General features: G+C 73.2%; 11 protein-coding genes and 1 pseudogene. 7 read left to right on the top strand and 5 right to left on the bottom strand.

Annotated features, from left to right (window positions below; translation table 11 throughout):
- The first annotated feature begins 11 nt into the window (after positions 1 to 11).
- Complete coding sequence (locus tag OU787_RS23080) at positions 12 to 233, top strand: antitoxin (protein WP_030457986.1); 222 nt, start codon at positions 12 to 14, stop codon at positions 231 to 233.
- Between the two features lie 58 nt (positions 234 to 291).
- On the opposite strand, the gene OU787_RS23075 is transcribed toward OU787_RS23080, so the two are convergent.
- Both OU787_RS23075 and miaB read right to left on the bottom strand, forming a co-directional pair.
- Positions 292 to 984: a hypothetical protein gene (locus OU787_RS23075; protein ID WP_030457985.1), complete on the bottom strand. Its 693-nt coding sequence runs from the start codon at positions 982 to 984 to the stop codon at positions 292 to 294.
- A 359-nt stretch (positions 985 to 1,343) separates the two neighbouring features.
- The gene (gene miaB, locus OU787_RS23070) at positions 1,344 to 2,834 is read right to left on the bottom strand and encodes a tRNA (N6-isopentenyl adenosine(37)-C2)-methylthiotransferase MiaB (RefSeq protein WP_030457984.1); all 1,491 of its coding nucleotides are present in this window, start codon (positions 2,832 to 2,834) and stop codon (positions 1,344 to 1,346) included.
- Positions 2,835 to 2,907: 73 nt separating this feature from the next.
- Here miaB and OU787_RS23065 point away from each other — a divergent pair, with 73 nt between their 5' ends.
- Positions 2,908 to 3,945 (top strand): TAXI family TRAP transporter solute-binding subunit, encoded by a 1,038-nt coding sequence (locus OU787_RS23065; RefSeq protein ID WP_268660425.1) that lies wholly within the window; start codon positions 2,908 to 2,910, stop codon positions 3,943 to 3,945.
- A gap of 30 nt (positions 3,946 to 3,975) precedes the next feature.
- Here the strand turns inward: OU787_RS23065 and OU787_RS23060 are convergent, their stop codons facing one another.
- Both OU787_RS23060 and OU787_RS23055 read right to left on the bottom strand, forming a co-directional pair.
- The gene (locus OU787_RS23060; protein ID WP_030457982.1) at positions 3,976 to 5,406 is read right to left on the bottom strand and encodes a sensor histidine kinase; all 1,431 of its coding nucleotides are present in this window, start codon (positions 5,404 to 5,406) and stop codon (positions 3,976 to 3,978) included.
- 6 nt (positions 5,407 to 5,412) lie between these two features.
- On the bottom strand, positions 5,413 to 6,201 hold the full coding sequence (locus OU787_RS23055) for a response regulator transcription factor (RefSeq protein WP_268660424.1): 789 nt from the start codon (positions 6,199 to 6,201) through the stop codon (positions 5,413 to 5,415).
- Between the two features lie 443 nt (positions 6,202 to 6,644).
- On the opposite strand from OU787_RS23055, the gene OU787_RS23050 reads away from it, so the two are divergent.
- From OU787_RS23050 to OU787_RS34860, 5 genes and pseudogenes are all read left to right on the top strand, one after another.
- The gene (locus tag OU787_RS23050) at positions 6,645 to 7,427 is read left to right on the top strand and encodes an amino acid ABC transporter ATP-binding protein (RefSeq protein WP_030457980.1); all 783 of its coding nucleotides are present in this window, start codon (positions 6,645 to 6,647) and stop codon (positions 7,425 to 7,427) included.
- 77 nt (positions 7,428 to 7,504) lie between these two features.
- Positions 7,505 to 8,422 (top strand): glutamate ABC transporter substrate-binding protein, encoded by a 918-nt coding sequence (locus OU787_RS23045; RefSeq protein ID WP_030457979.1) that lies wholly within the window; start codon positions 7,505 to 7,507, stop codon positions 8,420 to 8,422.
- Positions 8,423 to 8,462: 40 nt separating this feature from the next.
- Positions 8,463 to 9,113 carry an amino acid ABC transporter permease gene (locus OU787_RS23040; protein ID WP_268660423.1) on the top strand — a complete coding sequence of 217 codons (651 nt, stop codon included), beginning with the start codon at positions 8,463 to 8,465 and terminating at the stop codon, positions 9,111 to 9,113.
- The gene (locus OU787_RS23035) at positions 9,110 to 9,937 is read left to right on the top strand and encodes an amino acid ABC transporter permease (RefSeq protein WP_268660422.1); all 828 of its coding nucleotides are present in this window, start codon (positions 9,110 to 9,112) and stop codon (positions 9,935 to 9,937) included. Before OU787_RS23040 ends, OU787_RS23035 begins: the two co-directional genes overlap by 4 nt.
- 107 nt (positions 9,938 to 10,044) lie before the next feature.
- Positions 10,045 to 11,721, top strand: a pseudogene (locus OU787_RS34860) (FAD-dependent monooxygenase); the annotation flags it as partial.
- Between the two features lie 113 nt (positions 11,722 to 11,834).
- On the opposite strand, the gene rny reads toward OU787_RS34860, so the two are convergent.
- Positions 11,835 to 13,238 (bottom strand): ribonuclease Y, encoded by a 1,404-nt coding sequence (rny, locus tag OU787_RS23025; RefSeq protein WP_030457975.1) that lies wholly within the window; start codon positions 13,236 to 13,238, stop codon positions 11,835 to 11,837.
- Positions 13,239 to 13,343: the final 105 nt, after the last annotated feature.

Below are 13,343 nucleotides of genomic sequence, written 5' to 3'. Positions count from 1 at the left end.
AGGTGGATGCCATGGGCCTGATGGACAACCTCAAGGGCAAGGCCGAGGAGCTCAAGGACAAGGCCAGCGAACTGGCCGGGAAGCACGGCGACAAGCTCGACGGCATGGTGGACAAGGCCGGCGAGGCCATCGACAAGGCCACCAAGCACAAGTACAGCGACAAGATCGAGAAGGGCGCCTCGGCGACCAAGCACGCCCGCGACGACTTCGCCGCCAAGCCCAAGGACGACTGAGCCCCCGGCCCGCCCGGCGCGCTCTGAGCCCTCAGAGCACTCAGGGCCCTCAGAGCGCTCAGCGCCAGGAGGCCACCAGGTAGCCGACGCCGTACGGGGCGTCCTCGTAGCGCAGTTCACCGCCGAGCGCGGCGCCCTCCGCGGCGCCCGCCAGCACCTGCCACGGGGCACGCCCCTCGGCCATCAACTCCGCCGACAGCCCCGCGTCCAACCCGGCCAGCGCCGCCGCGTCCGCCCCCGCCAGCGCGAGCGCCACCGCCCGGTCGTGGCCCTCGGCCCGCTCGTCCAGGTACCCGGGCGCCTTCACCGAACGCCGGGCACTGCCGTCACCGAGCACCAACAGCCCCACCCGGTCCGCGAGTTCGGCCAGCCCCCGACCCAGCCCCAGCAGCCGCTCCGGCGCCGTGTCCGGCCGCACCGCGACCGCGTGCGCCGGCACCCGCACGCCCGCCTCCTCCAACAGCCACGCCCCCACCGTCAACGCGGGCGACAACTCCGGCCCCGCCACCCCGCCCGACGGCAACCGCACCGCCTTCGCCACCCCGTACCGACGGAACGACCCCGCCCCGCCCTCCGTCCACACCCCGGCCCGCTCCCCGGTCCCGACCACCACCACCAGATCGACCCCGGCCAGCTCCCCCACCGCCGCCAGACACGCCTCCCGCAACCCCGCCACCTCACCGGCGGCCCCCACCGCCACCTCCGGCACGAGCAACGGCGGACACGGGCACACAGCGGCGGCAACAAGCATGCCGATCACTCTACGCGGAGCCCCCGCCCCAAAAGCAGCGACGCAGAGAGACCCGCTGCGCCAGCCCCTGCGAAACCAGGGGCGCGGTGAGGACTGCAGCAGGCCCACCCGAGCGAAACCGGGGGCGCGGGGAACTGCTACAGGCCCACCCGAGCGAAAACAGGGGCGCGGGGAGGACTGCAGCAGGCCCACTCGAGCGAAACCGGGGGCGCGGGGAACTGCGCGGCCAACCGAGCACCCACAGCCAGATCGCCTCGCAGGACAACCACTTGCACTATCCCGCGATCTCGCTGACGTGCTCCTCCGCTGCGCGCAGTTCCCCGCGCCCCCGATCTCGCACCATCCCGCCCGCGCAGCGACTACTCGCAGCCGCAGCCACCCGCCGCCGCAGCCTCCGTCCGCACCGGAACCCCGATCGTCGGCAGCCCCAGCATCACGCCCGCGGGCTTCGCCGCCGGCGCCGCCTGCCGCTTCTCCCACGCGTCGCCCGCCCGGGTGCGGCGCACGCCGAGCACGGGCCCCTCCGCGAGGAGGTGGTGCGGGGCGGCGTAGGTGATCTCGACGGTGACCATGTCGCCGGGGCGGACGCCGCCCTCCGGCCGGGAGAAGTGCACCAGCCGGTTGTCGGGGGCGCGCCCGGAGAGCCGGTCGGTGCGGTCGTCCTTCTTGCCCTCGCCCTCGGCGACCAGGATCTCCAGCTTGCGGCCGACCTGCTTCTTGTTCTCCTCCCAGGAGATCTCCTCCTGGAGGGCGATCAGCCGGTCGTAGCGCTCCTGCACCACGGCCTTGGGCACCTGGTCGGCCATCTCGGCGGCCGGCGTCCCCGGCCGCTTGGAGTACTGGAAGGTGAAGGCGTTGGCGAACCGGGCCTCGCGGACCACGTGCAGGGTCTGCTCGAAGTCCTCGTCGGTCTCGCCCGGGAAGCCGACGATGATGTCGGTGGAGATCGCGGCGTCCGGCATCGCGGCCCGGACCTTCTCGATGATGCCGAGGAAGCGCTCCTGCCGGTAGGAGCGCCGCATGGCGCGCAGCACGGTGTCGGAGCCGGACTGCAGCGGCATGTGCAGCTGGTGCATCACGTTGGGGGTCTCGGCCATCGCGGCGATCACGTCGTCGGTGAAGTCCTTCGGGTGCGGCGAGGTGAAGCGGACCCGCTCCAGGCCCTCGATCTCCCCGCACGCCCGCAGCAGCTTGGAGAACGCCTGCCGGTCGCCCAGGTCGGAGCCGTACGCGTTGACGTTCTGCCCGAGCAGGGTGACCTCGACGACGCCCTCGGCGACCAGTGCCTCGACCTCGGCGAGGATGTCGCCGGGGCGGCGGTCCTCCTCCTTGCCGCGCAGGGCGGGGACGATGCAGAAGGTGCAGGTGTTGTTGCAGCCGACCGAGATGGCGACCCAGGCCGCGTACGCGGACTCGCGCCGGGTGGGCAGGGTGGAGGGGAAGGTCTCCAGCGACTCGAGGATCTCGACCTGGGCCTTGCGCTCGACGGCGGCGCGCTCCAGCAGCGCGGGCAGGTGGCCGATGTTGTGGGTGCCGAAGACGACGTCGACCCAGGGGGCCTTGCGGACGATGGTCTCGCGGTCCTTCTGGGCGAGGCAGCCGCCGACGGCGATCTGCATGCCGCGGTTGGCCTGCTTGGCGGGGGCGAGCCGGCCGAGGTTGCCGTACAGCTTGTTGTCGGCGTTCTCGCGGACCGCGCAGGTGTTGAAGACCACCAGGTCGGGATCGCCGTCGCCGTCGGCCTTGGCGTAGCCGGCCTCCTCCAGCAGCCCGGACAGGCGCTCGGAGTCGTGGACGTTCATCTGGCAGCCGTACGTGACGACCTTGTAAGTTCGCAAGCTCTCCTCCATACCCACAGAGCCAAGGGTACGGGCAGCGGGAAGGGCCTCCCGCCGGGCGGTGGGGGCTGGCAGTATCCACGGCATGGCTGCTGCGAACCTCCTCTCCCGCCCCGCCGCCGGGCTGCGCTCCGCGGCGCGTTCCGTCCTGCGCGGCCGGCTGCTGCGGATCGCCGTGGTGCTGCTGCTGGTGGCGGGGGGCATGGGCGGCTGGTGGGTGTCCTCGGCCCGGTCCTCGTCGGGCCCGCACGGGCGGGTGGCGTTCGCCACCGGGGTGGACGGCGGGGTGTACGACCGGTACGGGGTGCTGCTGCAGCAGTACCTGGGCGACCACATGCCGGGGCTGAAGGTCCAGCTGGACAACTCCGAGGGCTCGCTGGACAACCTGGAGCGGCTGGTCTCGGGCCGGGACGACTTCGCGGTGGCCACGGCGGACGCGGTGGCGACCTTCGACAACCCGGGGAAGCCGAAGCTGCGGGCGATCGCCCGGCTGTACGACGACTACATGCAGCTGGTGGTGCCGGCCGGCTCGCCGGTGCACTCGGTGGCGGACCTGCGCGGGCTGCGGGTCGGGGTGGGGCAGGCCAAGTCGGGAGTGAACCTGGTGACCCGGCGGCTACTGGAGGCGGCCGGCCTGGACCCGGACAGGGACGTGCGGCCGGCGCCGGTCAGCGTCGTCCAGGCGGCGGACGGGCTGCAGCGCAAGGAGCTGGACGCGTTCTTCTGGTCGGGCGGCCTGCCGACCACGGCGCTGTCCAACCTGTCGGAGCACGTCCCGATCCGGATCGTGCCGATGGGCGACCTGTCCGACCCGCTGCACCGGCTGGCCGGGCCGGGGATGGACGCGTACCGGGCGGCGACCATCCCCGCGGACGCCTACCCGAACGTGGAGCCGGAGCGGACGCCGGTGCCGACGGTGGCGGTGCCGAACCTGCTGGTGACCCGGGCCGACGTGGACCCGGCGCTGGTGGAGGCGCTGACCCGGGCGGTGATCGACAGCCGGGACGACATCGGCCGCCAGGTGCACGCCGCCCAGCTGGTGGACCTGCGCACCGCCGTGTACACCGACCCGCTGCCGCTGCACGACGGCGCCAAGCGCTACTACCTGTCCGTCAAGCCCTGAGCCCCCGGGTCCTGCGACCCCGGGCCCGGCTCAGCGCCGCCCCCGGCGCCGGGGCACGCTGAGCCGCACGGTCAGGCCGTTCGGCTCGGCGGGCGCGAAGTCCAGGCCGCCGCCGCCGGCCAGCAGCAGGGTGCGGGCGATGGACAGGCCGAGGCCGGAGCCGTCGATGTTCTGGTGCCGGGAGGAGCGCCAGAACCGGTCGCCGACCCGGGCCAGCTCCTCCTCGGTGAGGCCCGGTCCGGCGTCGGTGACGGTGGCGGTGACCTCGTCCTTTCCGATCAGCAGGCCGACCCGGACCTCGCCGCCGGCCGGGGTGAACTTCAGCGCGTTGTCCAGGACGGCGTCCAGCGCGCTGCCGAAGCCGATCGGGTCGGCCCAGGCGTGCGCCATCGGCGGGCCCTCCCAGTGCAGGGCGACGCCGCGCTGCCCGGCGAGCGGGCGCCAGGCGTCGGCCCGGGTGCGGACCAGGTCGACCAGGTCGACCGGTTCGGGCTCGGGCCGGGAGCCCTCGGCGGTGGCCAGGCCCAGCAGGTCGTCCAGCACCCGGGCCAGCCGGGCGCCCTCCTCGCGGACCGCGACGAGCTCCTCCTCGTGGCCCTCGGGCAGGTCGAGGCCGATCAGCTCGACCCGGAGCAGCAGCGCGGCCAGCGGGTTGCGCAGCTGGTGCGAGGCGTCGGCGACGAACGCCCGCTGCTGGTCGATGGCGAGCACCACGTGGTCCGCCATGTCGTTGAACGAGCGGGCCAGCCGCCGCAGTTCGGGCGGCCCGCCGCTGGGGGCGACCCGGGCTCCGAGCCGGCCGGTGGCGATGTCGTGGGTGGCCCGGTCCAGGGTGCGGACGGGGCGCAGCACCCAGCCGGTGAGCCGGACGGCGAGCAGGATGGCGACGATCATGGCGAGCGCCTCGCCGCCGGCCAGCACCATCCAGCGGTGCAGGATCCGCGAGCGCAGGCCGCCGGTGGGCGATTCGGTGAGCACCACGGCGATCACGTCGCCGTCGCGGACCACCGGCAGGGCGACGGCCAGGGTGCGGTCGGGGGTCCACGGCCAGACCTGCGGCGGGTTGTGGCTGCGGCGGCCGGCCAGCGCCTCGTGGTACGCCTGCTGGCCGGGGCCGGCGGCGGGGGGCCGCCAGCCGGCCGGGGAGACCGCGATGGCGCTGCCGTCGCGCTGGAACAGGCCGATCCGGGCGCCGTACAGCTCGTGGTAGCGCTCGGCCTCGGTGGTGAGGGCGTGCAACCGGCCGACGTCGCCGGGGCCGGGTTCCGGGTCGCCCTTGACGGCGGTGGTGAGGCGGCCCTGGGTGGGCAGGTCCTGGGCGAAGCGGGCGGCGTCGTCGATCCGGTCGACGACCACCTTCGACTGCTCGGAGGCGGCGATCAGGTAGGCCAGGGGCACCCCGAGCGCGGCCAGCACGCAGGCCATCAGGGCGATCAGGATGCCGAGCAGGCGGTTGCGCACGTGCGGTCAGCGCTCCGCCGGGCCGTCGCCGGGGGCGGTGCCGGGGCCGCCGTCGGACGGGTCGGACGGGTCGGGCTGGTCCGGCTGGTCCGGCTGGTCCGGCTGGTCGGGGATCAGCCGGTAGCCGACGCCGCGGACGGCCTCGACCAGGCCGGGCAGGCCGAGCTTGGTGCGCAGCGAGCCGATGTGCACCTCCAGGGTGCGGCCGTTGCCCTCCCAGCCGGAGCGCCAGACCTCGCTGAAGATCTGCTCCCGGCGGTAGACCACGCCGGGGCTCTGGGCGAGCAGCGCCAGCAGGTCGAACTCCTTGCGGGTGAGCGGGACGTCGCGGCCCTCGACCGAGACCCGGCGGCGCTCGCGGTCGATCTCGACGCCGCGGGAGGCCAGCGGGCCGGACGGCTCGGGGCCGCTCTCCTCGGCGCCGCGGGGGGTGCCGCGGCGGGCCACGGCGTGGATCCGGGCCAGCAGTTCGCCCATGTCGTAGGGCTTGACCACGTAGTCGTCGGCGCCCAGGTTGAGGCCGTGGATCCGGGAGCGGATGTCGGCCCGCGCGGTCACCATGATGACCGGGACGCCGCTGCCGGCCCGGATCCGGCTGCACACCTCGAAGCCGTCCCGGTCGGGCAGGCCGAGGTCGAGCAGCACCACCCGGTAGGGGTCGCTGCCGTCCGGGACGAGCGCGTCCAGCGCCTCGTGGCCGCTGCGGGCGTGCCGGACCTGGAAGCCGTGCCGGCCGAGCACCGCGACCAGGGCGGCGGCCACGCGGTCGTCGTCCTCGACCAGGAGCAGGCGCATCGGGTTCCCCTTCCGGCGTTCGTTCGGTCTGTTTCGGTCTGTTCGCTCTGTTTCGGTCCGCGCGTCCGGGCCGGTGCGGAGGCCCCCGGGCCCGCGGGCCGCGCGGTGGCGCGGTTCGCGGTCCGGCGTTGTCATGGCTCGGCCGGTGGCGGATCCGGGCCATCCTGGCATCCATGCCCATCCGGCGTCACCCGGTCAACCGGGTTGCCCGGTCCGTTACCCAGCCGGTATCCGCTACCCGTCGACTACCCGGCGTAGCCGAACCGTGATCCTCAAGTTCAGCTCAGATCGGCTGACGAGGAGTCGTGTACCTGCCTAAAGTCACCCCAGTCCGGGGGCCGTGGGCTCCGCCGGCTCCGGCCCCCGGACATCAGACGGACCATCACCGGCTCTGCGGCCCCAGCGCGTTGGCCCGGGTTGGCAGGACGAGGGAGCGAGCCGCGATGACCGAGAACAGTGCCGACCTGCGCGAGCCCGAGGACGGCGGGGCCGCCCCGCTGGTGTCGCTGCGCGGGGTGAACAAGCACTTCGGCGCGCTGCACGTACTGCAGGACATCGACCTGGACATCGCCCAGGGCGAGGTCGTGGTGCTGATCGGCCCGTCCGGCTCCGGCAAGTCCACGCTGTGCCGCACCATCAACCGGCTGGAGACCATCGACTCCGGCACCATCGAGGTGGACGGCCGCCCGCTGCCCGCCGAGGGCCGCGAACTGGCCCGGCTGCGCTCCCAGGTCGGCATGGTGTTCCAGTCCTTCAACCTGTTCGCGCACAAGACCGTGCTGCAGAACGTGGTGCTGGCCCAGGTGAAGGTCGGCCGGGTGCCGAAGGCCGAGGCCGAGAAGACCGCCCGCGAACTGCTGGAGCGGGTCGGCGTCGGCGCGCAGGCCGACAAGTTCCCCGCCCAGCTGTCCGGCGGCCAGCAGCAGCGGGTGGCGATCGCCCGCGCGCTGGCGATGAACCCCAAGGTGATGCTGTTCGACGAGCCCACCTCGGCCCTCGACCCGGAGATGGTCAACGAGGTGCTGGAGGTGATGCGTTCGCTCGCCGCCAAGGGCATGACCATGGTGGTGGTCACCCACGAGATGGGCTTCGCGCGCTCGGCCGCCAACCGCGTCCTGTTCATGGCGGACGGCCGGATCGTCGAACAGAACACCCCCGAGGCGTTCTTCACGGCGCCGCGCAGCGACCGCGCCAAGGACTTCCTTTCGAAGATCCTGCACCACTGAGCCAGCCATTGTTCTAGCGTCAGTTCGCAATTTGCCCGGAGCCAGCGATGGCCCCTACCGAGGAGAAGAACGACCGCATGAAGGCCCGTCGTACCGTAGCCGCCGCCCTGTCCGTGCTCGCCCTGACCGCGGTCGCGGCCTGCGGCAAGGACGGAACGCCGAACTCGGACAGCAACAAGGGCGGCTCCGCCGCCCCGCAGCTGCCCACCTACCAGGTGAACGCCGACGCCAAGCTGGACGGCTCGCCGGTGTGGACCAAGGCCAAGGCCGCCGGCAAGCTCCGCATCGGCGCCAAGTCGGACCAGCCGTTCCTCGGCTTCGAGGACGTGCAGACCGGCAAGCGCAACGGCTTCGACATCGAGATCGCCAAGATGGTCGCCGCCGACCTCGGCTTCTCCCCGGACCAGATCCAGTTCACCACCATCAACTCCAGCGCCCGCGAGACCTCGATCGCCGGTGACCAGATCGACTACTACGTCGGCACCTACTCGATCAACGACAACCGCAAGAAGCAGATCGACTTCGCCGGCCCGTACTACATCGCCGGCCAGTCGCTGCTGGTGAACAAGGACAACACCGCCATCACGGACGCGAAGTCCACCGAGGGCAAGGCCGTCTGCACCGTCACCGGGTCCACCTCGGTCGACAACATCAAGACCTACAACGCCAAGGTCACCACCTTCGACAGCTACTCGCTCTGCGTGGAGAAGCTGCTCACCAAGGAGGTCGACGCGGTCACCACCGACGACGCGATCCTCAAGGGCTACGCCGCGAAGAACCAGGGCAAGCTCAAGGTCGTCGGCGAGCCGTTCTCCAAGGAGCGCTACGGCATCGGCCTGAAGAAGGGCGACGCGGTGCTGCAGAAGGCGATCAACGACGCCCTCAAGAAGCACGAGGACAACGGCGACTGGAAGAAGGCGTACGACGCCACCCTGGGCCTGTCCGGCTCCGCCGCCCCGGCGGTCCCCGAGCTGGACCCGACCACCGCCTCCTGACGCCCGTCCCGACCGATACCGAGAAAGGAGGGCCGCCGGCATGGGCATACCGTTCGAGGACGGCAACTTCTCGCTGTTCGTCCGCGGGTTCCTGGGGACGATCGAACTGAGCGCGCTCAGTGCCCTGTTCGCCCTGCTGCTGGGCTTCATGCTGGCGGCCTTCCGCGTCTCGCCGGTCCCGGTGCTGCGGGGCTTCGGCACCGCCTGGGTGACGATCTTCCGCAACACCCCGCTGACCCTGATGTTCTTCGCGGTGACCTTCGTGCTGCCGCGGCTGGACGTACACATCAGCAGCTTCACCGCCGCGGTGGCCGCGCTCAGCATCTACACCGGCAGCTTCGTCTGCGAGGTGCTGCGCGCGGGCATCAACACCGTGCCGCTGGGCCAGGCCGAGGCCGCCCGCTCGCTGGGCATGGGCTTCGGCCAGACCCTCGGCCTGGTGGTGCTGCCGCAGGCGGCCCGCTCGGTGCTCGCGCCGATGGGCTCGGTGTTCATCGCCCTGCCCCGCAACTCGGCCATCGGCGGTGCCTTCAACGTGTTCGAGCTGTTCAGCGTGCAGAAGACCCTGACCGAGAAGGGCTACGCCATCTTCGCCATCTTCTTCTGGGTCGCCCTGGCCTACCTGGTGATCAGCTTCGCGGTCGGCGCGGTCTTCTCCGCCCTGGAGCGGCGCACGGCGGTGGCCCGATGAGCACCCGCACCGCCTCCGTCCTGTACGACGTCCCCGGCCCGCGGGCCCGGCGGCGCTACCTGGTGGCCGGCGTGCTCGGCACGCTCGGCATCGCCGCCCTGCTCTGGTGGGTCGTCTCCACCCTGGCCGACCAGGGCCAGTTCGACGCCTCGCTGTGGGACGCCTTCCAGTACACCGCCGTCCAGCAGCGGATCCTCGACGGCGTGCTGGCCACCCTGGAGACCTTCGCGCTGGCCGCGGCCGGCTCGCTGGTCCTCGGCTCCCTGCTCGCGGTCGGACGGCTGTCCGACCACCGCCCGGTGCGGGCGGTGTGCACCGTCGTGGTCCAGTTCTTCCGGGCCATGCCGCTGGTCATCATGATCTTCGCGCTGTACCAGGCGGTGTTCACCGCCGAGCCGATGTGGGGCCTGGTCATCGGCCTGACCCTGTACAACGGCGCCGTGCAGGCCGAGATCATCCGCTCCGGCATCAACGCCGTCCCGCGCGGCCAGGCCGAGGCCGCCCACGCCCTGGGCCTGCGCAAGACCCAGGTGATGAGCCTGGTGCTCGTCCCGCAGGCGGTCCGGACGATGCTGCCCGCGATCATCGGCCAGCTGGTCGTCACCCTCAAGGACACCTCGCTCGGCTACATCATCACGTACTCCGAGCTGCTGTACGTGGGCAAGCTGATCGCCTCCAACTCCGACGGCTACCCGTACATCCCGGTCGTCCTGGTGATCACCCCGATCTACATCGTCATGTGCCTCGCCCTCAGCGGCCTGGCCCGCTGGATCGAGTCCCGCGGCCGCCGCGGCGCGACCCGTCGCGGCGCAGCCGCTGCTTGACGGACACCCAGGTGATCTGTTGCATTGCTCTTCGTGACACCACCTGGGACCTCCCACCCGGCATATGACGCACCGGCGGCCGCCGCCGCCCGCCCGAAGGCCCCGACATGGACGCGGTGATCATCGTCGGGGCCGGGCCGGTCGGCCTCGCCCTGGCCCTCGCCCTGGCCCGCAACGACGTCCCCAGCACCGTCCTGGACGAGGGCCCCGGCGTCAGCCCGGAGAGCCCCCGCACCGTCGTGCTCGGCGGCGACACCACCGCCTTCCTGGCCCGGATCGGCTACACCCGGGTGGTCTCCGACGCCGCCCGCTGGGACGCCTTCACCATCTGGCGCCGCCGCGCCGAGGTGCTGCGCCTGCCGCTGGACGCCGAACCCGTCCTGCACCTCGCCCAGCACCGCCTCCAGCGCGGCCTGCGCGACGCCGTCGCCGCCACCCCGCTGATCCACCTGCTCCCCCGCCACAAGGTGGTCGAACTCGCCCAGGACCACGACGGGGTGACGGTCCGCACCACCTCCGCCGGCCAGGACGCCTGGTGGCGCGGCAGCCACCTGGTCGGCTGCGACGGCGCCCGCTCCACCGTCCGCAAACTGCTCAAGGTCCGCTTCCCCGGCCGCCCCGCCGTCGACCGGCACGCCGTCGCCACCGTCCGGGTCGACCTGCCCTTCCCCGGCGAGGCCCGGATCCACCGCGAACCCCCGTGGCGCGGCGACCGCGAAGCCTCCGCCCGCCCGCTGCCCGACGGCCTCTGGCGGCTCGACTGGCGGCTGCCCCCCGGCCGCCCCCAGCCCACCGAGCCCGTCGACCCGCACGCCACCTGGCCCGGCATCGTCACCGGCGACACCCTGCTCACCCGGGTCACCTCCGCGCTGACCGGCTGGTGCGGCGAACTCCCGCCCCACCAACTCCTCGCCGCCGCCGACCACACCTACCAGCAGCGCCTGGCCGGCCGCTTCCGCACCGGCCGCTGCTTCCTGGCCGGCGACGCCGCCCACCTGCACGGCGCCCTCGGCATGCAGAACCTCGCCGACGGCCTGCGCGACGCCGACAACCTCTCCTGGCGGCTCGCCCTCGCCCGGCACCTGCCCCCCACCGGTGACCGCGCCGACCGCGCCCTGCTCGACGGCTACGAGGCCGAACGCCGCGGCGCGGTCGGCGCCCGGCTGCGCGCCGTCGACCAGAGCATGCCGCTGCTGCGCCCGCTGCGCGGCTGGGCCGAGACCCGCCGCTCGCTGCTCTCCGGCTCCTTCCGCAAGAACGCCCCGCTCCTGGCCGACGGCCAACTCGGCACCGGCCGCTTCGGCGGCGCCCCCGCCTACCCGGCCGCCCCCTCCGGCGTCGCCCCCCGGGTCCCCGAACAGCGCGGCGCCCAGCGCGGCACCTCCCTGACCGAACAGCTCCCGGCCACCGCCCCCGGCGTCCTGGTCCCCGACCTCCCGGTGGTCACCGCCGACGGCACCGCCGACACCCTCCGGGCCCGCCTCGGCGGCCCCTTCCTGCTGGTCCTGGTCGCCCCCGGCACCACCGTCTGGTCAGCCGAACACTGGCTCGGCGCCGGCCTGATGCCCCGCCTCGCCGAACTCGCCGCCGCCCTCCCCGTCCCCACCGAAGTCCTGGTCACCGACACCTACCCCGGCGCCACCCCCCACACCGTCCTCCTGGTCCGCCCCGACGGCCACCTCCTCGGCACCACCCCCGGCCTCCACCCCGAAACCCTCCACGCCCTCACCGCCCCCTCTCCCCCCAGCCGGGCCTGGAACAAGAGAAGACCCGGTAGGGGCGCGAGGAACTGCGCGCCCAACCACCCCCACACCCGCAAGACCGCGCCCCCGACAGCCAGTTGCCGCCCCGGGGCGCCCCTCCCTGCGCGCCCCTCCCCTGCCGATCCCTACCTCCCCTACCGCGCAACCTCCGTCGCCCGCGACTCCCGCACCACCGTGATCCGGATCTGCCCCGGGTACGTCAGCTCCTCCCGCACCTGCCGGGCCACCTCCTTGGCGATCTCCTGCGCCCGCAGGTCGTCCACCGCCTCCGGCTGCACCATCACCCGGACCTCCCGCCCGGCCTGCATCGCGTACACCTTGGTGACGCCCTCGTGCGCCCGGGCGATCTCCTCCAGCCGCTCCAGCCGGCGCACGTACGCCTCCACCGACTCCTTGCGCGCGCCCGGCCGCCCGGCCGAGCAGGCGTCGGCGGCCTGGGTGAGCACCGCCTCCACGGTCTTGGCCTCGACCTCGCCGTGGTGCGCCGCTATCGCGTGCACGACCTCCTCCGCCTCGCCGTGCCGCCGGGCGAACTCCGCACCGATCGCGGCGTGGCTGCCCGGCACCCGGTGGGTGAGCGCCTTGCCGATGTCGTGCAGCAGCGCGGCCCGCCGCACCGGCTCGGGGTCGACGCCGAGTTCCGCGGCCATCATCCCGGCCAGGTGCGCGGACTCCACCAGGTGCCCGAGCACGTTCTGCCCGTACGAGGTGCGGTAGCGCAACGTCCCCAGGGTGCGGACCAGTTCGGGCGACATCTCGCCGCTCGTGCCGATGCCGACGGTCAGCAGCGCGTCCTCCCCGGCCCGGACGCACAGCCGCTCGACCTCGGCCCGGCTGCGCTCGTGCTCCTCCTCGATCCGCGCGGGCTGGATCCGCCCGTCGACCAGCAGCGCCTCCAGGGTGAGCCGGGCGCTCTCCCGCCGGACGGGGTCGAAGCAGGAGAGCTGCACCAGTCCGGGAGTGTCGTCGACGATCAGGTTGACGCCGGTGACGGCCTCGAAGGCACGGATGTTGCGGCCCTCGCGCCCGATCACCCGGCCCTTCATGTCCTCGCTGGGCAGCCGCAGGGTGGTGACCACGGTGTCGGCGGTGTGCTCGGCGGCCAGCCGCTGGATGGACGCGGCGATGATCTCCCGGGCCCGGCCCTCGCCCTCGGTGACGGCCCGCCGTTCGATCTCCCGGACGGTCAGCGCGGCCTCCCGGCGGGCCTCCGACTCGGCGGCCCGGACGATCTCCTCGCGGGCCTGCACGGCGGTCAGCCCGGCGGTGCGCTCCAGCAGCAGGCGGTTCTCCGCGGCCTGGTCGGCGAGTTCGCCGCGGACCCGCTCGGAGTCGGCGGCGCGGGCGGCGAGTTCGTCCTCGTGCACGTGCAGGCGGTGGAGTTCGGAGGTCAACCGCTCCTCGCGACGGTCGAGTTCGGCCCGGCGCTGACGGAGCATCAGGAACCCGGCGGCCAGCACCAGCACCAGGGCGCCGATCAGCACTCCGGCCGCCAGCAGCAGGGAGGAACCCGTTTCGGTGCCCTGAGCGATGCCCATCCGGCCACTCCCCGTCCTGCTCACGCTGCCGCTGAGGCGACCTCCGCGATCGTCCTACCACTGAGTGTGAGGCTAGGCCGAGGTTACGAAACGGTCAAGATGCGA

The organism is Kitasatospora sp. YST-16, assembly GCF_026802215.1.
In the GTDB taxonomy this organism is placed as follows: domain Bacteria; phylum Actinomycetota; class Actinomycetes; order Streptomycetales; family Streptomycetaceae; genus Kitasatospora; species Kitasatospora cineracea.
Note: the sequence above shows the minus strand (reverse complement) of the source record. Positions and strands in the feature narration are given on the sequence as shown.

Coding starts and splice junctions, on each gene's coding strand:
- OU787_RS23065 (WP_268660425.1), top strand. CDS start 2,908: ATGGCTGCTGCGAACCTCCTCTCCCGCCCCGCCGCCGGGCTGCGCTCC.
- OU787_RS23050 (WP_030457980.1), top strand. CDS start 6,645: ATGACCGAGAACAGTGCCGACCTGCGCGAGCCCGAGGACGGCGGGGCC.
- OU787_RS23055 (WP_268660424.1), bottom strand. CDS start 6,201: ATGCGCCTGCTCCTGGTCGAGGACGACGACCGCGTGGCCGCCGCCCTG.
- OU787_RS23035 (WP_268660422.1), top strand. CDS start 9,110: ATGAGCACCCGCACCGCCTCCGTCCTGTACGACGTCCCCGGCCCGCGG.
- OU787_RS23075 (WP_030457985.1), bottom strand. CDS start 984: ATGCTTGTTGCCGCCGCTGTGTGCCCGTGTCCGCCGTTGCTCGTGCCG.
- OU787_RS23040 (WP_268660423.1), top strand. CDS start 8,463: ATGGGCATACCGTTCGAGGACGGCAACTTCTCGCTGTTCGTCCGCGGG.
- rny (WP_030457975.1), bottom strand. CDS start 13,238: ATGGGCATCGCTCAGGGCACCGAAACGGGTTCCTCCCTGCTGCTGGCG.
- OU787_RS23080 (WP_030457986.1), top strand. CDS start 12: ATGGGCCTGATGGACAACCTCAAGGGCAAGGCCGAGGAGCTCAAGGAC.
- OU787_RS23045 (WP_030457979.1), top strand. CDS start 7,505: ATGAAGGCCCGTCGTACCGTAGCCGCCGCCCTGTCCGTGCTCGCCCTG.
- miaB (WP_030457984.1), bottom strand. CDS start 2,834: ATGGAGGAGAGCTTGCGAACTTACAAGGTCGTCACGTACGGCTGCCAG.